Annotated in this window: 15 protein-coding genes; 11 read left to right on the forward strand and 4 right to left on the reverse strand. The window is 30.5% G+C overall.

Annotation, left to right across the window (positions count from 1 at the left end; all coding sequences use genetic code 11):
• Positions 1 to 12: 12 nt before the first annotated feature.
• A complete protein-coding gene (locus WJW32_RS08780) occupies positions 13 to 1275 on the forward strand; it encodes a ComEC/Rec2 family competence protein (RefSeq protein ID WP_340257447.1) in 1263 nt (420 codons plus the stop codon).
• Positions 1253 to 2284 carry a DNA polymerase III subunit delta gene (holA, locus tag WJW32_RS08785; protein WP_340257449.1) on the forward strand — a complete coding sequence of 344 codons (1032 nt, stop codon included), beginning with the start codon at positions 1253 to 1255 and terminating at the stop codon, positions 2282 to 2284. The genes WJW32_RS08780 and holA overlap by 23 nt, the downstream gene beginning before the upstream one ends.
• Before the next feature lie 116 nt (positions 2285 to 2400).
• Here holA and rpsT read toward each other — a convergent pair whose 3' ends face one another.
• Complete coding sequence (gene rpsT, locus WJW32_RS08790; protein WP_248478001.1) at positions 2401 to 2667, reverse strand: 30S ribosomal protein S20; 267 nt, start codon at positions 2665 to 2667, stop codon at positions 2401 to 2403.
• Positions 2668 to 2988: 321 nt separating this feature from the next.
• Here rpsT and gpr point away from each other — a divergent pair, with 321 nt between their 5' ends.
• From gpr to dnaJ, 9 genes are all read left to right on the forward strand, one after another.
• Positions 2989 to 3936, forward strand: coding sequence for a GPR endopeptidase (gpr, locus tag WJW32_RS08795; RefSeq protein ID WP_340257455.1), 948 nt, complete (start codon positions 2989 to 2991; stop codon positions 3934 to 3936).
• A 78-nt stretch (positions 3937 to 4014) separates the two neighbouring features.
• Positions 4015 to 5004 (forward strand): stage II sporulation protein P, encoded by a 990-nt coding sequence (gene spoIIP / locus WJW32_RS08800; RefSeq protein WP_340257457.1) that lies wholly within the window; start codon positions 4015 to 4017, stop codon positions 5002 to 5004.
• Positions 5005 to 5009: 5 nt separating this feature from the next.
• Positions 5010 to 5219 (forward strand): hypothetical protein, encoded by a 210-nt coding sequence (locus WJW32_RS08805; protein WP_340257459.1) that lies wholly within the window; start codon positions 5010 to 5012, stop codon positions 5217 to 5219.
• A 295-nt stretch (positions 5220 to 5514) separates the two neighbouring features.
• Positions 5515 to 7314, forward strand: coding sequence for a translation elongation factor 4 (gene lepA, locus WJW32_RS08810; protein ID WP_340257461.1), 1800 nt, complete (start codon positions 5515 to 5517; stop codon positions 7312 to 7314).
• Positions 7315 to 7379: 65 nt separating this feature from the next.
• Entirely contained in the window at positions 7380 to 8516 is a 1137-nt protein-coding gene (gene hemW / locus WJW32_RS08815) for a radical SAM family heme chaperone HemW (RefSeq protein WP_340257463.1), read from the forward strand.
• A 92-nt stretch (positions 8517 to 8608) separates the two neighbouring features.
• Positions 8609 to 9643 (forward strand): heat-inducible transcriptional repressor HrcA, encoded by a 1035-nt coding sequence (hrcA, locus tag WJW32_RS08820; RefSeq protein WP_340257465.1) that lies wholly within the window; start codon positions 8609 to 8611, stop codon positions 9641 to 9643.
• Between the two features lie 16 nt (positions 9644 to 9659).
• Positions 9660 to 10202: a nucleotide exchange factor GrpE gene (grpE, locus tag WJW32_RS08825; RefSeq protein WP_340257466.1), complete on the forward strand. Its 543-nt coding sequence runs from the start codon at positions 9660 to 9662 to the stop codon at positions 10200 to 10202.
• 37 nt (positions 10203 to 10239) lie between these two features.
• The gene (gene dnaK / locus WJW32_RS08830) at positions 10240 to 12078 is read left to right on the forward strand and encodes a molecular chaperone DnaK (RefSeq protein WP_340257468.1); all 1839 of its coding nucleotides are present in this window, start codon (positions 10240 to 10242) and stop codon (positions 12076 to 12078) included.
• Between the two features lie 62 nt (positions 12079 to 12140).
• Positions 12141 to 13268 carry a molecular chaperone DnaJ gene (gene dnaJ, locus WJW32_RS08835; RefSeq protein WP_340257470.1) on the forward strand — a complete coding sequence of 376 codons (1128 nt, stop codon included), beginning with the start codon at positions 12141 to 12143 and terminating at the stop codon, positions 13266 to 13268.
• Between the two features lie 44 nt (positions 13269 to 13312).
• On the opposite strand, the gene WJW32_RS08840 is transcribed toward dnaJ, so the two are convergent.
• From WJW32_RS08840 to WJW32_RS08850, 3 genes are read right to left on the reverse strand one after another with little or no spacing between them, the layout of a single operon-like run.
• A complete protein-coding gene (locus tag WJW32_RS08840) occupies positions 13313 to 15118 on the reverse strand; it encodes an NADH-dependent [FeFe] hydrogenase, group A6 (protein ID WP_340257472.1) in 1806 nt (601 codons plus the stop codon).
• Positions 15119 to 15133: 15 nt separating this feature from the next.
• Positions 15134 to 17032 (reverse strand): NADH-ubiquinone oxidoreductase-F iron-sulfur binding region domain-containing protein, encoded by a 1899-nt coding sequence (locus WJW32_RS08845; RefSeq protein ID WP_445330226.1) that lies wholly within the window; start codon positions 17030 to 17032, stop codon positions 15134 to 15136.
• Positions 17033 to 17044: 12 nt separating this feature from the next.
• A complete protein-coding gene (locus WJW32_RS08850; RefSeq protein WP_340257474.1) occupies positions 17045 to 17557 on the reverse strand; it encodes an NADH-quinone oxidoreductase subunit NuoE family protein in 513 nt (170 codons plus the stop codon).
• Positions 17558 to 17721: the final 164 nt, after the last annotated feature.

The following is a 17721-nucleotide window of genomic DNA, read 5'->3' on the forward strand; positions in this document are numbered from 1 at the left end:
GGAATGATATATATGAGAAGACCTATTGTATTGATTTTATTGATAAGTATTGTAATTTCATTTGTATATACAAAAAACTATAATGATAAATTTTATGATATAGAGGATAAATATATCCAAGTTGAAGGTATTGTTAAAGATGCTATTTATAAAGAATACTATTATGAGTATGTAGTGGGTAATTTTTTGATAAGAGATTTTAATAAAACTGAAAAAACAAATATAGGAGAATATATTAGAGTAAAAGGAACTTTTAAAACTTCATATAATATGATGATAGATGAATTTAATTATGGAATGTACTTGAAATCGAGAGGGATAGATGGCATAGTAAATTCTAAGTATATAAAATTATATAAATCTCACAATATATATTCTTACATTAAAAATTCAAAAAATAGTTTAGAATATGCAATAGAAGACATTTTCAGAGAAAATTCATCGTTTGTAAATGCTTTGATATTAGGGGATAAGTCTAAGTTGGATATAAACATTAAGGAAGCATTTTCAAGGGCAGGAGTGAGTCATATAATAGCCTTGTCGGGTCTTCATATAGGTATAGTTATATATATTATTACGTTGATGATTGGTAGAATTAATAATTTAGTAAAATTTTTTACAATAAGTATATTAATATTCATATATTGCATTGTTGTTGGTTTTAGAGGGTCTATGTTTAGAGCATGTATTTTTAGTTTTATAATATATTTAGCTATATTTGTACAACGAGAGTATGATGGTATATCTGCGCTTTGTTTTGTGGGAATTATTTTATGTATCACAAATCCCTTCAATATATACGACATAGGGGTTCAGTTGTCTTTTTTAGCTACGTTATCTATAATATATTTTTACAATAAAATTGATAAGTATATAAGATGTCCTTTAATATCAACAACAATATCTGCAAGTATATTGACTATACCTGTTGTTTATTATAGATTCAATATTATATCCAATGTATTTTTAATAAGTAATGTTTTGGTAGTGCCTACAGTAGGAATACTTATAGGGTTGATTTTTATGGGAATTATTTTTTATTATATTAATGTTAACATTATATATTTGATGATATCTAAAATAGTTTGTTTTATAATATTTTATATAAAATTTGTTGTATTTTATTTATCTAGTATAAAATATTCATATATAGAATTTGAAACTGTTAGTTTGAAATTAGTTGTGCTTTATTATATACTTTTAATGACATATATGATATATAACGAAAGAAAAACAGTAAAGGAGCAATTAAATGAAGTACGGGGATATAATTAAAGATATAAAAGCGAATAAATACGAAAAAATATATACATTTTATGGAAAAGAGAGTTATCTTATAGATGGATTGATAAAAAAATTCAAGGAAAGCTTAAATAGTACGTTTATAGATTTTAATTTTTCTACAATAGATGGGAGTCAAACTAGTTTAGATGAAATTATAAGTAGCTTAGAAACTATTCCTTTTATGGATGATAGAAAGATTATAGTCGTTAAGAATTTTGAGATTTTGACTAATAAAAAAAAGAATTTTACACAACAAGACGAAGAAGAAATTTGTGAATATATAAAAAATACTCCGGATCATGCAATATTAATATTTGCGAGTTATTCTGATATAGATAAGAGGAAGAAGTTTAGTAAGATACTTGGAAAACATGGAATTTTGTTAAATTGTAATAAACTAGATAATAATGAGCTTTTAAAATGGGCTCAAAAAAGATTTAAAAAGGAAAATGTAGAGATAGATAATTCTACATTGAATTACTTTTTGAATAATTTAGATTATCAAAATAAGAACTCGGATAAAACTTTGCGTGATGTGGAAAATGAAATTATAAAGATAACTTCATTTGTAGGACCAGGAAAAAAAGTTTCTACAAGTGATGTAGATCAGTTGTCCTCTAAAAAAATAGAAAATGATATATTTAAATTGATAGATTTTATAGGAAATAAAAATGGTAGTGAAGCAATAAAAATATTTAATGATATGGTTGTTAAAGGAGAATCTCCTTTGATGGTTCTGAGCATGATTTCGAGACAGTTCAAAATAATAATGCAGGCTAAGGCATTAAGTGGTAAAGGTGAATCAGAAAATAGTATAGCAAAATCGTTAGGGATTCATCCATATGTTATAAAAAAAGCATTGATACAAAGTAGAAAATTTGATAATTCTACAATAATAAGATTACAAAATGAGCTTTTGAGAGCTGATTATAGTATAAAGAATGGGCTTAAAAAAGATATATTGGCATTAGAAATTATAATATCTAAGTTCTGTATATAAAATTCGTTTCATGCTAACGAGTCCTGCGGGCTTTGTTGATCAAAAATAGTTAAAAATCATATGAGTTCTTTATAAATAATAAAAACCCCAGAGATTTCTGGGGTTTTCTTAGTATATTAACCTGCTATAGTGTTTAACTTTTTAGCTAGTTTAGATACTTTTCTAGCAGCAGCGTTCTTGTGCATAGTTCCTTTAGCAGCTACTTGATATATTTTCTTTTCAGCAGATCTAAAGTTGTTTATTGCTTCTTCTTTGTTTCCTGCAACTAAAGACTCTTCGAATTTTCTTATAGCAGTTTTAACTTGAGATTTTCTAGCTTTATTTAAAGCTGTTTTCTTAGCTATAACGTTTATTCTTTTTTTAGCCGATTTAATGTTAGCCAATCTGTTCACCCCCTTGTATGTATAATGGTTCTTCAAATATCAACAAAGTAGATTTTATCAGAAAAAAAACTAAAAATCAAGGATAAATATATATTAATGATATTTTAAAATAGTGACTTTTAATATAATAGACAAAAATTGAATAAAATATAATAAATTCTTTTAATTTGTCTTAAAAAATAAAAAAATATATTTGAATTAAGTTTCATTTTATATACTTCAATTTTAAATAATATATGTGCATATAAAGTTATAAAAAAATAAAAATTGTAAAAAATATATTTATAGTAAATATTTATCCGAGATTATGGAGGTGTACTTTTGAAGAATATAAGAACTGATTTGGCTATTGAAGCAAGAGAAATGTATAGTGAAGATAGAAATGTTGAAATACCTGGGGTTAAAGTTGATAACGAAGAAAATGAAGATTATACAGTTACTAGAATTGAAATTATGGATGATAGAGGAAAAGAAGTAATGGGAAAGGAAAAAGGTATTTATATTACTATAGAATCTAAGTATTTGACATTTGATGATGAAGAATCTAGAAATACAATCGTTGAATGTATGAGTAAAGAATTGAACAAGTTATTTGGAGCAGAAAATAATAAAAAAACACTGATAATAGGTCTTGGAAACTGGAATATAACATCTGATGCATTGGGTCCAAAAACTGTATCTAAGACATTGGTTACTAGACATCTATTCAAAGCCTATAATAAAGAAGAGGATAAAGATTTAAGCGAAGTAGCAGCTCTTAGTCCTGGAGTTATGGGTATAACAGGTATAGAAACTAGTGAGACGGTTAAAGCCTTAGTAGACATGATAAAACCTGATAGAGTAGTAGCTATAGATGCTTTAGCTTCTAGAAAGTTAGAAAGAGTCAATAAAACCATACAGATATCTACTGCTGGAATATCTCCAGGAGCTGGAATTGGAAATATAAGAAAATCATTAAATGAAGAATATCTGAATGTTCCTGTGATTGCAATTGGGGTTCCTACGGTTGTTGATGCTGCAACTTTAACATCTGATGTTATAGATATGACGATAGATAGTCTGATAAAAGAAAGTTCAACTGGAAAAGAATTTTACAGTATGTTAAAACAATTAAAAGAAGAAGAAAAATACAGATTAATTAAAGAATTATTAGAGCCATTTGATCAAAATGTAGTAGTTACACCTAAAGATATAGATGAAATAATAGATAATTTAGCGATAATACTTAGTATGTCTTTAAATAAATCACTACATCCAGGAATAAATTAATATACTTTCTCATATATATGTATAAATGAATTTAATATTGATTCACAAAAGAGGACAAGAATTAGGGGAGGTATACAAATGAAAAGAAAATCAATAATATTAAGTATTATTTTGAGTATATCTTTTGTTGCTATTTTTTCTATTACAAGCAAGGCTATTAGTTCAAATGAAGAAGATTTTCTGAAATATCTCATAACTAAAACATATCCGGAACTAAAAGAAGAAAAAAAAAGCAAAGGGATTATTAAGATCGGTGTTAATATGTTAAAAAAAGATGATAAGAAAATTGAAGCTCATAAAAATGAAGAATTCATAAAAATAACTGTTAATGATAAAAAAACGGTAGAAACCAATAACAAAATAGAAACTAATAATAAAATTGCAAAAAAAGCAAATCAGATGAAACCTCAGGTACCTCAAAAAGTAGAACTTGTTAATGGAAAGCCTCAAATCTTGATATACCATACTCATGGTACTGAAAGTTATGAACCGGAAAGAACTGGTAATTACCACTCTCTAAATAGGAAATACTCAGTAATAGCTGTAGGCGAAGAGTTAAAAAAGAACTTAGAGACAAAAGGATATAGTGTTTTACATAATCAAGATTATCATGATTACCCATCTTTTAATGGATCTTATGCAAGATCTTTAAAAACAGCTAGAGGTTTATTGAGTAAATACGATAGTATAAAATTCATATTTGATATACATCGAGATGGAATAGATATAAAGAATGGAGAAATGAGGAAAAATGTAAGAAAACAGGAAACAACAACTATAAATGGAGAAAAAGTAGCTAGATTTTCCATAGTAGTAGGACCTGAGAGTCCTAACCGAAAAGAAGTAGAAAAGTTTGCGAATTATATAATAAATATAAGTAATAAAAAATATCCAGGACTTGCAAAAAAGGTTATAGTAAAGCCATATGGAAAATTTAATCAATTTTTATCAAATAATTACGCTTTAATAGAGATAGGAGGAAATGCAAATACTATACAGGAATCTTTGAATACTGCTAAGTATTTATCAGAGATATTAGATGAGGTTTTAAAAAATATGAAAAGGTGATCTTTATGGGAAGACTAGAAAAAACTATTGAAAATAAAAAGAACAAGAAAAACAGAAGGACTAGAAGAATATTTACATGGGTTACCTTTATAATATTTTTATACTGTATAAATATAGTTGATTATAGAACTAGAACTTTTATGGGTATCTACGATGAATCTATTTATTATAAAGTATATACATTTGTTGAAGGCTTATCTTATAAAGTAAGATAAGCCTTGTTTTATTGATATTAAAAATATGTATTATAAAACGAATAAAAATTTATTGAAATATAGATAATTACATTATACAATAAAGATTATATTGCTTATTTAAATAAGCATATAAATATACATATTTTAATCTATAATGAAATTATATAATTTTTAATATGTGAATAACGTTGATTAAATATCTACATTTGCAATTATTTTTAAGCGGCGAAGCCTGTAGGATTCGTTTGCGACATGAGTCATGCGTTAGCATGAATCGAATTTTTTAATATAGATGAGGAGGAAACATAAAGTAATGAGTAAACAAAGTAGAACTCGTAATTTCAGTATAATAGCTCATATAGATCATGGAAAATCTACTCTAGCTGATAGATTGATTCAACATACAGGACTTGTTAGCGAAAGAGATATGAAAGATCAGCTTTTAGACAATATGGATTTGGAAAGAGAAAGAGGAATAACTATAAAGCTTCAAAATATAAGATTGATATATAAGGCTAAGGATGGAAATGAATATTATTTAAATTTAATAGATACTCCAGGGCATGTCGATTTTAACTATGAGGTATCAAGAAGTCTTGCGGCTTGTGAGGGTGGACTTTTAGTAGTTGACGCAGCTCAAGGAGTTGAAGCACAAACTCTTGCTAATGTGTATTTAGCAATAGATCAAGATCTTGAAATAGTACCAGTTATAAATAAAATAGATCTTCCAAGCGCTAGACCAGATGAGATAAAGGAAGAAATAGAGGACATAATCGGAATTGATGCATCAGAGGCACCGTTAGTATCTGCAAAAGAAGGTCTTAATATAGAAGATGTACTTGAGGCTATAGTTCAAAATATACCTGCACCGACAGGTGATACGGATGCTCCTTTAAAGGCATTAATATTTGATTCATACTATGATAGCTATAAAGGTGTTGTGGCATATATAAGAGTGTTTGAAGGAACTCTAAAAAAAGGTATGAAAATAAGAATGATGAACACTAAAAAAACTTTTGAAGTTACAGAAGTTGGAGTTATGGCACCTGGACAAGTACCTGTAGATGAATTATGTGCAGGGGATGTAGGTTATGTTGCTGCTAGTATAAAAGAGATAAGAAGTTGTCAAGTTGGAGATACTATAACAGATGATGAGAATCCAACAGATGAGCATATGCCTGGTTATAAGAAGGCAACACCTATGGTTTATTGTGGTATTTATCCAGCAGAAGGGGAAAAATACGAAGATATAAGGGATGCACTTGAAAAATTACAGGTAAATGATGCTGCACTTGAATTTGAAGCAGAGACATCAGCGGCTTTAGGATTTGGATTTAGATGTGGATTTTTAGGACTTCTTCATATGGAAATAATACAAGAAAGACTAGATAGAGAGTTTGATCTTAACATAATAACTACTGCTCCGTCTGTTATATATAGAGTTACTAAAAATGATGGAGAAGTATTAATGATACAAAATCCAACTAATCTTCCTCCGGTTGCTGAAATACAAATGATGGAAGAACCTATTGTTAAATCTAATATAATAGTTCCTAATGATTATGTAGGAGTTGTTATGGAACTTGCACAAGAACGACGTGGAGAAATGAAAAATATGGAGTATATAGATACAAGAAGAGTTATGCTTCACTATGAACTTCCACTGAACGAGGTTATATATGATTTCTTTGATGCTTTAAAATCTAGAACAAGAGGATATGGATCTTTAGATTATGAATTTAAAGAATACAGAAAGTCTAATCTAGTAAAATTAGATATACTTATAAATAAAGAGCAAGTAGATGCCCTATCTTTTATAGTGCATGAAAGTACAGCATATAATAGGGGTAAGGTTATGTGTGAAAAATTAAAAGATGAAATACCAAGACATCAATTTGTAATTCCAATACAAGCTTCTGTGGGAAATAAGGTTATTTCAAGAGAAACAGTAAGAGCGCTTAGAAAAGATGTTTTAGCTAAGTGCTACGGTGGAGATATTTCTCGTAAGAAGAAGCTACTTCAAAAGCAAAAAGAAGGTAAGAAGAGAATGAGACAAATAGGATCTGTAGAAGTTCCTCAAAAAGCATTTATGTCAGTATTAAAAATAGATTAACAATAAAAAAGTCCTAAAATACTATAATGTAGTATTTTAGGACTTTAATATTAGGAGGAATTATATTGGAAAAAGGACTTTACGTACATGTACCTTTTTGTATAAAAAAGTGTAATTACTGTGATTTTAATTCTTTTAAATTAAATCCACAAGATAAGAAAGACTATATTGAAGGAATAATAACTGAAATGCAACTCTATTCTAAACAATTGAATGAAAATTATTTTTCGACTGTATTTATAGGAGGAGGAACTCCGAGTATCTTAGAAAATCAAGAACTTAAATTGTTGATAGATAATATACATGATAACTTTAATATAGCAGATGATGCTGAAATCAGTATTGAAGCAAATCCTGGAACTTTAACTAAAGAAAAATTAGAGACTTTGTATTTAGCGGGTGTCAATAGGCTTAGTATGGGTCTTCAATCGAGTAATCAAAAACATCTAGAATCTCTTGGGAGAATACATTCATATGAAGAATTCAAAAAGAACTTTGAAATAGCAAGAAAAATAGGGTTTGAAAATATAAACGTAGATTTAATGTTTTCTCTTCCTAATCAAACTTTTGATGAGTGGAAACAAACTCTTAAAGATGTTGTTAAGCTAAATCCAACTCATATATCTGCATATTCTCTTATAATAGAGGATGAAACAGTATTTGGGAGATTATATGATGAAGGAAAATTAGAACTATTAGATGAAGAATTATATTTAAAAATGTATTATTACACAAGAGATTATTTAAAAGAAAATGGATATAATCAATATGAAATTTCAAATTATGCAAAAAATAAAAAGAGTTGTAAACATAATATATTATATTGGAAATGTGCTCAGTACTTAGGACTTGGGCCAGGATCTCACTCTTATTTAAATCAAAAAAGATATTCAAATTATAAGGATATAAAAACATATTGTGAAAAACTAAGGAATTCTGAACTTCCTATAGAACACATTGAAAAGCTTGATAAACAAGATATGATGGAAGAAAAAATAATTATGGGACTTAGAATGAATGAAGGTATAGATTTGGAAAAATTTAATGAAGGATTTGAAGTTGATTTTATGAAAATATATAAAAATGAAGTAGAAGCTCTGAAGAATAACGGTCTTGTAAAACTTGAAAATTCTAAAATGTGCTTGACCAACAAAGGAATAGATATAAGCAATAAAGTATTTATAGAATTTTTGAAAAAGTAATCTTGACAAAATGGAATAATAGTGGTATTTTAGATGCATAAGGTTTTTAGCACTCGGGTGTGGTGAGTGCTAACAGCGAAGAGGTGATTCTTGTGAGTTTAACTGAAAGAAAAAGAAAAATACTAGAGGCAATAATAAAAGATTATATTGAGAATGCTGAAGCTGTAGGATCTAGAACCATATCAAAAAAGTATGAATTAGGAGTGAGTGCAGCTACAATACGAAATGAGATGTCTGATTTAGAAGAAATGGGTTACTTAATTCAGCCTCATACCTCTTCGGGTAGAGTACCATCTGAAAAGGGATATAAACTATATGTAAATAGCTTGATGAGAGAAGATGATTTAACAGACCCAGAAAGACAAGTTATAAAGCAATCCATAATAAAAAATATGGGTGAAGTTAGATATTTATTAGAAGATACACTAAAACTTCTTTCAAAATTCACCAATTGTACGTCGGTGGCATTAACACCGAAGGCTAGTGAAATTAAAATAAAGCATTTACAAATAGTACATGTTAGTGAAAATAGCATTTTACTTATTATAATAACTGATAAAGGTGTTGTTAAAAATACCTTAATAAAGCATACTGTGCAAATGAATGAAGAAAAAATTAATATAATCTCTAAAATGTTAAGTGAGCATTTTGTTGGTAAGACAATGAGGGATTTGGATGAAGAGTTTATAAAGCATGTACATTCTAAAATGTTAAATTATAATAATATATTGGATAACATATTAGATGGGATATATCACAATTTATCCCAAACAGATGATTTAGAGGTTTTATTAAATGGCGTGACCAATATATTCAATTTTCCGGAATTTAATGATATAGTAAAGGCCAAGGCTTTTCTAAATGTACTAGAGGAAAAGCAGACTGTTGCAAATATATTGAATACGAAAGGTATAACTAAAGAACATCTCAATATAGTTATAGGTAGTGATAATTATCACGATATAATAAAAGATTGCAGTGTTATAACAGCTACTTGTGATATAGATGGAATTGTTATAGGTAAAATAGGTATTATTGGACCTACTAGAATGGATTATTCTAAGATGTGCTCTATAGTCAATTGTGTAGGAGAAGCACTGAAAAAATCTATTGAAAAAAAGCTGTAATATAGTTTGTTAAGGGGTGAAAACTTTGAATGAAAAAGAAATACTTGAAAATGAAATTGATCAAGATGTTGAACAAGATGCTGATCAATCACAAGAAACAGAAGAATCTTGTGAAAATATAGATTCTAAAGAAAAAGAATTAGAAGAAGCTAAAGACTCGTTACAAAGACTTCAAGCAGATTTTAATAATTACAGAAGAAGAGTAGAAAAAGAAAAAAGTGAGATAAGCTTATTTGCGAATGAAAAGATAATAACAGAATTACTTCCAGTAATGGATAATATGCAAAGAGCTATTGATTCTTCAATGGAAGATGAAAAAGAAAGTAGTATCTACAAAGGTGTAGAACTTGTTTTAAAGCAATTAGTAGATACTTTTAATAAGTTTGGAGTAGAAGAAATACAAACTGATGAATGTGATTTTGATCCAAACTATCATTATGCTGTACTTCAAGATGAGATAGAAGGAGTAGAGCCTAATAAAATTGTAGATGTATTACAAAGAGGATACAAGTTTACAAACAAAGTTATAAGACCAGCAATGGTTAAAGTATCAAAATAGATAAATATAATATGGAATTTAAAAGGAGGATATAGATATGAGCAAAATAATTGGAATCGATTTAGGAACAACTAATTCATGTGTATCAGTACTTGAGGGAGGAGAGCCAACTGTTATTACTAATGCAGAGGGATTAAGAACTACTCCATCTATAGTAGCTTTTGGAAAAGATGGTGAAATAATAGTAGGAGAGCCTGCAAAAAGACAAGCTGTTACTAATCCTGAAAAAACTATAATGTCTATAAAAAGATATATGGGAACTGACCATAAGGTTAACATAGATGGAAAAGATTATAGTCCACAAGAAATTTCAGCTATGGTACTTCAGAAATTAAAATCTGATGCAGAGGCACATTTGGGAGAAACTGTAAAAGAAGCGGTTATAACTGTTCCAGCGTATTTTACAGATGCTCAAAGACAAGCAACTAAGGATGCTGGTAGAATAGCAGGACTTGAAGTTAAGAGAATTATAAATGAGCCAACTGCTGCAGCTTTAGCATACGGTCTTGATAAAGCAAATGAAGATCAAAAAATATTAGTATTCGACTTAGGTGGAGGAACGTTTGACGTATCTATACTTGAAATTGGAGATGGAGCATTTGAAGTTCTAGCTACTAACGGAAACAATCACCTAGGTGGAGATGACTTCGATGATGTAGTAATCAATTATATAGCTGAGGACTTTAAAAAACAAGAAGGTGTAGATTTAAGAGCTGATAAGATGAGTCTTCAAAGATTAAAGGAAGCTGCTGAAAAAGCTAAAAAAGAGCTTTCAAGTGTTATGACTACAAATATAAATTTACCGTTCATAACTGCAACAGCTACTGGACCAAAGCACTTAAATATGGATCTTTCAAGAGCTAAATTTGAAGAACTTTCAGCTAAATTGGTAGAAAATACTATGGAGCCAACAAGAAAAGCATTAGCAGATGCTGGTCTTAATCCATCAGATATAGATAAGGTATTATTAGTTGGAGGATCATCTCGTATACCAGCTGTTCAAGAAGGTATTAAAAAGTTTATAGGTAAGGAATCTCATAAAGGAATAAACCCAGATGAGTGTGTATCTGTAGGAGCATCAATTCAAGGTGGAGTATTAACTGGAGAAGTTAAAGATTTATTACTTTTAGATGTTACTCCTTTATCTCTTGGAATTGAAACTTTAGGTGGAGTATTAACTAAAATAATAGAAAGAAATACTACTATACCAACTAAGAAGTCTCAAGTATTCTCTACAGCTGCTGATAATCAAACTGCTGTTGATATTCATGTTCTTCAAGGTGAAAGATCTATGGCAACTGACAATACTACACTTGGAAGATTCCAATTAACAGATATTCCACCAGCACCAAGAGGAGTACCTCAAGTAGAAGTTACTTTTGATATAGATGCAAATGGTATTGTTCATGTTTCAGCTAAGGATATGGGAACAGGTAAAGAGCAAAAGATAACTATTACATCTGATACAAATCTTTCAGAAGAAGAGATAGAAAGAAAAGTTAAAGAAGCAGAGATGAATGCTCAACAAGATAAGGAAAGAAAAGAAAAGATAGAAGCTGTTAATAATGCAGAGTCTACTATATATCAAACAGAGAAGACTTTAAATGAATTAGGAGATAAAGTTTCTGCAAATGATAAGACAGAAATAGAAGCAGCTATTAAAAATCTAAAAGAGGTTAAAGAAAAGCAAGATGCAACTTCAGAAGAACTTAAGAAGGCTACTGAAGATTTAATGACTAAATTCCATAAAGTTTCTCAAGAAATGTACCAACAAGCAGCTGCAGATCAACAAGCACAAGGAGCTGCAGGTCAAGAAGGTCCTAAGGACGATAATGTTGTTGATGCAGATTATGAAGTTGTTGATGACGAAAAATAATATAAATAGCTTGTGGCAAATAAAGTCACAAGCTATTATTATGATATGGGCGGTGATATAAGTTGAGTAAAAGGGATTATTATGAAGTGCTCGGTGTTGAAAAAGGTGCTTCGGACCAGGAGTTGAAAAAGGCATACAGAAAGCTTGCTATGAAATATCATCCAGATAGAAATCCAGATAATAAAGAAGCGGAGGATAAATTTAAAGAAGCAAATGAAGCTTATGAGGTTCTTTCGGATGCTCAAAAAAGACAAAACTACGATCAGTTTGGTCATGCTGGAGCAAATGGAGGCCAGGGCGGATTCGACTTTAATGGATCTGGATTCGGTGGATTTGAAGATATATTCGGAGATATGTTTGGAGATATATTTGGAGGCGGAAGATCAAGAAGAAGAAATGGACCAGAAAGAGGCTCTGACATTAGATATAGAATGTCTATTTCTTTTGAGGACGCTGCATTTGGAATTGAAAAAGAAATAAGCATAAATAGAAGTGAAAACTGTGATGAATGCTCTGGAACAGGAGCAAAACCGGGCACATCTAAAAAAACTTGTCCTACTTGTGGAGGTTCAGGCGAGGTAAAACAAGCTCAAAGAACACCTTTTGGAACTATGATGAATGTTAGACCTTGTAATGATTGTTCAGGTAGTGGAAGCATAATTGAAACACCTTGTTCTAAATGTGGAGGTAAAGGCGATATTACCAAGAAAAAGCAGATAAATATTAAGATACCAGCAGGAATAGATGATGGTTCAGCAATAAGACTTTCTGGAGAAGGTGAACTAGGCCTAAGAGGAGGTCCAAGGGGAGATTTATATGTTGTAATAGATGTATTACCTCATAAACTATTTGAAAGAGACGGAAATGATGTATACTGTGAAATGCCTATAACATTTGCACAAGCTGCTCTTGGAGATGAGGTTGAAGTGCCTACTCTTGATGGTAAGGTTAAGTATAAGATACCTGAGGGAACTCAAACTGGAACTGTATTTAGACTAAGAGAAAAAGGTATACCAAGACTTAGATCAAAAACAAGGGGAGACCAATATGTAAAAGTTGTAGTAGAGGTTCCTAAACGACTTTCAGAAAAGCAAAAAGATTTATTAAAACAATTTGCAAAAGAAAGTGGAGAAGAGGTTCACGAGCAACGAAAAAACTTCTTTGATAAAATGAAAGATCTACTTAAATAAAAAACAATGATTAAAGAAAACAGCTGGTATTATATACCAGCTGTTTATTTTTCTTGATTTTCTTTATCTAAATAAGGATACTTTCCTCTAGGTGTAAAAGTTGTGTGAAGGTATTTATGAGATACATGAGATAGGGGTTTTTCTAAGAATTCCTCGTAAATCTGATGTATTCTTGGATTGTTGTGTGATTGTCTTATAATTTTGCTTTTATCAATATTATATAAGGTGTCAGCTCTATTGTGTCTGTAGCTTAAAGAGATATACTTATAATCTCTATTAGCAAGTATCGGTTGACCTCCGCCGCCTACACATCCTCCAGGACAGGCCATAACTTCTAGGTAATCGAATTTTTTCTTACCTGATTTAAAATCTTCTATAGCTATTCTAGCGTTTTTTGTACCGTGAGCGATAGCTATTGTAATTGTTTTATCTCCAATTTGTACAGTTCCGTATTTTAGACCACTTTGACCTCTGGCTTCTTCATAATCAGGAACAGCCATCTCTTCTCCTGTGATCAATGTATGAGCACTTCTAACAGCAGCCTCTAATACTCCTCCTGTGGCTCCAAATATCATACCGGCTCCACTAAATTGATCAAAAGGTTCATCGTATTCACTATCTGGTAAATTTGCAAAATCTATACCTACTTCTCTGATCATTTTAACCAATTCTCTAGTTGTAAGAACATAGTCTACATTTCTAAAGCCATCTGAAGTCATCTCGGGGCGTGAAGCTTCGAACTTCTTAGCAGTACAAGGCATTATAGCTACTGTTACTATCTTACTTGGATCTATATTGTATTTTTTAGCATACCAAGTCTTCGTTAAGGCACCGCACATTTCATGAGGAGACTTAGTAGATGATAGATGGTCTAAAAACTCTGGATAGAAGTTTTCTGCAAATTTAACCCAACCAGGGCAGCAAGATGATAAAAGAGGAAGTTTTTCTGGCTCATTTAAGAGTCTATCAACCAATTCGCTACCTTCTTCCATTATTGTTAAATCAGCTGTAACATCAGTTGCAAATACCTTGTCAAATCCAATTCGTCTAAGGGATGTAACAAGCTGCTTTGTTACAAGCTTACCAATTGGCATATTAAAGGATTCGCCAATAGTCACCTGTATAGAAGGAGCGGTTTGAGCTATAACTATTTTATCTGGATCTGATATAGCCTTCCAAACATTGCTTATTTCTTCTTTTTCACTCAAAGAACCTGTAGGGCATGCAAGTATACATTGACCGCACATTATGCAAGTTACATCAGCTAAATCCTTTTTAAAAGCAGGTGCGATTATAGTATCAAGACCTCTATTTAAAGGAGAATATACATTACAATCTTGTATAGTATTACATGCTGCCATACATCTTCTACAATTTATACATTTATTATAATCTCTTTGTATAGCTGGATTGTTGTCATTAAATCCATAATCCTGCATCTCTCCTGTGTATGGGATATCTCTAATGCCTAAATTATCTGCCAAATTTTGAAGCTCGCAGTTTAAATTTCGAACACAAGTTAAACATTCTCTATGGTGATTTGATAGTAGTAATGTAACGGCTGATTTTCTAGCTCTTCTAACCTTTTCTGTATTAGTTTTAATTTTTAATCCCTCTCGTACTGGGTATACACAAGAAGCTTGGAGATTATTAATACCCTCTATTTCAACAACACATACTCTACAGGCACCTATTTCATTTATACCCTTTAGATAACATAGACTTGGAATTTCAATATTGAGCATTCTAGCAGCTTCAAGTACAGTAATTCCTTTAGGAACTTCATAATCTATATTGTCGATGCTTATATTAACCATTATATCTTCGTTATTTTCCTTAGTATTTTTCATAAATTTCACCTGCCTTTATTTTTTATATATTGCATCTACTGGACATTTTGCAATACATGCCCCGCATTTAATACAAGTATCTTGGTCTATAATGAAAGGAGGTTTTTTTACTTGACCTGAAATAGCATTTACTGGACATATTTTAGCACAAATTCCACAGGCAACGCATTTTTCATCTGAAATAACGACCTTCAATAGATTATTACAAACTCCAGCAGGGCAAGTTTTATCTTTGATATGAGATATAAATTCATTTTCAAAATATTTTAGTGTGCTTAAAATAGGGTTAGGTGCTGTTTGACCGAGACCACATAAAGAGGCATTTTTTATATCGTATGAAAGTTCTTTTAATGTATCTAAATCTTTCATTTCTCCTTTCCCATCACTTATTTTAGTTAATATTTCTAAAAGGCGTTTTGTACCTATTCTACATGGAATACATTTTCCGCATGATTCTTCTTGTGCAAACTCAAGGTAGAATCTAGCAATATCAACCATGCAGTCAGACTCATCCATTACTATCAGACCACCAGAACCCATCATTGAACCTATATCTGTTAAAGATTTGAAATCTATTTTTGTGTCTAATAATTCACTAGGGATACATCCGCCTGATGGACCACCCGTTTGAACGGATTTAAACTTCTTATTATCATTAATTCCACCACCGATGTCAAAAATTATAGTATCAAGTGATGTTCCCATAGGTACTTCTATAAGACCTGTATTGTTTATTTGTCCTGCCAAGGCAAATACTTTTGTACCAGAGCTATCTTCGGTTCCAATACTTGTATACCAAGATGCACCCTTTAAAAGTATTATGGGAATATTTGAATAAGTTTCTACATTGTTGTTTAAAGTGGGTTTATTCCAAAGTCCAGACTGAGCAGGGAATGGAGGTCTAGGTTTAGGCTCACCCCTAAGGCCCATGACTGATTGAATAAGAGCAGTTTCTTCACCACAAACGAATGCACCAGCTCCTAGTCTTATATCTAAATCAAAGCTAAATGATGATCCCAATATATTTTCTCCTAAAAGGCCTACTTCTTTTGCTTGCTTTATAGCAATTTTTAGTCTTTCAACTGCTATTGGATATTCAGCTCTTATATAGACATATCCTTTATTAGCACCTATACAATATCCAGCTATAGTCATTGCCTCTATTATACTGTGAGGATCTCCCTCTAATATAGATCTATCCATAAAAGCACCGGGATCGCCTTCGTCTGCATTACATACTACGAATTTTGAATCATCTTCATAAGATGCTGCGTATTCCCATTTGATTCCTGTTGGAAATCCACCACCACCACGACCTCTAAGTTTGGATTTTTTTATTTCTTCAATTATATTCTGAGCAGGTGTATTGTTTTTTAAAATATTTGCTAAAGCCATATATCCATCCATGGCTATATACTCATTGATATTCTCAGGATCTATAAGACCACAGTTTCTAAGGGCTATTCGCATTTGATTGTTGAAAAAATCTATTTCATCAATAGTTTTTTGGATTTCATCATTTTTAGGGGAATGATATAAAAGTCTATCTACTAATTTTCCGTTTTGAATATGATCATTTATGATATCATCAACATCATCAGGAGATACTTGAACATAAAAGGTTCTATCAGGGTGAACTACTAGTATTGGACCTAACTTACAAAATCCAAAACAACCTGTCTTAAATACCTTAACATCTTTTTGTAAATTTCTTTTTTTTATTTCTTTTTCAAGCTTTTGTCTTACTAGATCGCTTTTAGATGATGTACAGCCTGTTCCCGCACAAATTAGTATATGGTATTTGTTTATTTCTTTTTCTATACTTTCATCTTTAAATCTTATATTTATAGATTTAAGTTCGTTTTCTTTTAATTGCTTTAAATCTTCAACACAGTTTAATTTTTTTAAATTCAATAAAATCACCTCCTAATTTAAAGTGTTTGAATCTTTGTGTTCTTTGAGATACTTATATAATATAGAAGGAACGTCAGCAGGAGATACTCTTCCATGCACCTCGTCATTTATAGTTATAACGGGAGCTAGTCCACAAGCACCTATGCATCGTGTGGATTTTAAAGTAAACAATTTATCCATACTCGTTTCGTTGACATCTATATGTAGCTCTTCTTTTATTGCGTCTAAAATATCTTGGGCCCCTTTTACATAGCAAGCAGTTCCAAGGCAAACTCCTATAGTATACTTTCCTTGTGGCTCTTGTGAGAATAAGGAATAAAAGCTTACAACACCGTTGATAGTTGAAATAGGTATATCGAGTTCTTGGGATATATATGTTTGGACTTTTTCTGGTAAATACCCAAAATGCTCTTGTGCTTTTTGTAAAATATTAATAAGCATACCTTTTTCATCTTTATATTGATTTATTATTTCGTCTAGTTTTTCAAAATCTTTTTTTTCATCTTCGTTTATTTTGATTTTCATGGTTTCACCTACCTTTTGCTTATAATGGAATTATTTTAGAAATTCAAATGTATTATTTGTAAATTTATATAGAGATATTCACGTTATTAGAAAAAATTAAAAATAATTACTTAATATTAGATGAGTTAATTACGGGATTGTATATACAAAGTTATTATTGTTGA

The sequence above is a fragment of the Tepidibacter sp. Z1-5 genome (genome assembly GCF_037844525.1).
Taxonomy (GTDB): domain Bacteria; phylum Bacillota; class Clostridia; order Peptostreptococcales; family Peptostreptococcaceae; genus Tepidibacter_A.

Excerpts from the sequence above, each read along its gene's own strand:
- lepA (WP_340257461.1), top strand. The coding sequence starts at position 5,515 with ATGAGTAAACAAAGTAGAACTCGTAATTTCAGTATAATAGCTCATATA.
- WJW32_RS08850 (WP_340257474.1), bottom strand. The coding sequence starts at position 17,557 with ATGAAAATCAAAATAAACGAAGATGAAAAAAAAGATTTTGAAAAACTA.
- WJW32_RS08840 (WP_340257472.1), bottom strand. The coding sequence starts at position 15,118 with ATGAAAAATACTAAGGAAAATAACGAAGATATAATGGTTAATATAAGC.
- dnaK (WP_340257468.1), top strand. The coding sequence starts at position 10,240 with ATGAGCAAAATAATTGGAATCGATTTAGGAACAACTAATTCATGTGTA.
- WJW32_RS08780 (WP_340257447.1), top strand. The coding sequence starts at position 13 with ATGAGAAGACCTATTGTATTGATTTTATTGATAAGTATTGTAATTTCA.
- WJW32_RS08805 (WP_340257459.1), top strand. The coding sequence starts at position 5,010 with ATGGGAAGACTAGAAAAAACTATTGAAAATAAAAAGAACAAGAAAAAC.
- holA (WP_340257449.1), top strand. The coding sequence starts at position 1,253 with ATGAAGTACGGGGATATAATTAAAGATATAAAAGCGAATAAATACGAA.
- spoIIP (WP_340257457.1), top strand. The coding sequence starts at position 4,015 with ATGAAAAGAAAATCAATAATATTAAGTATTATTTTGAGTATATCTTTT.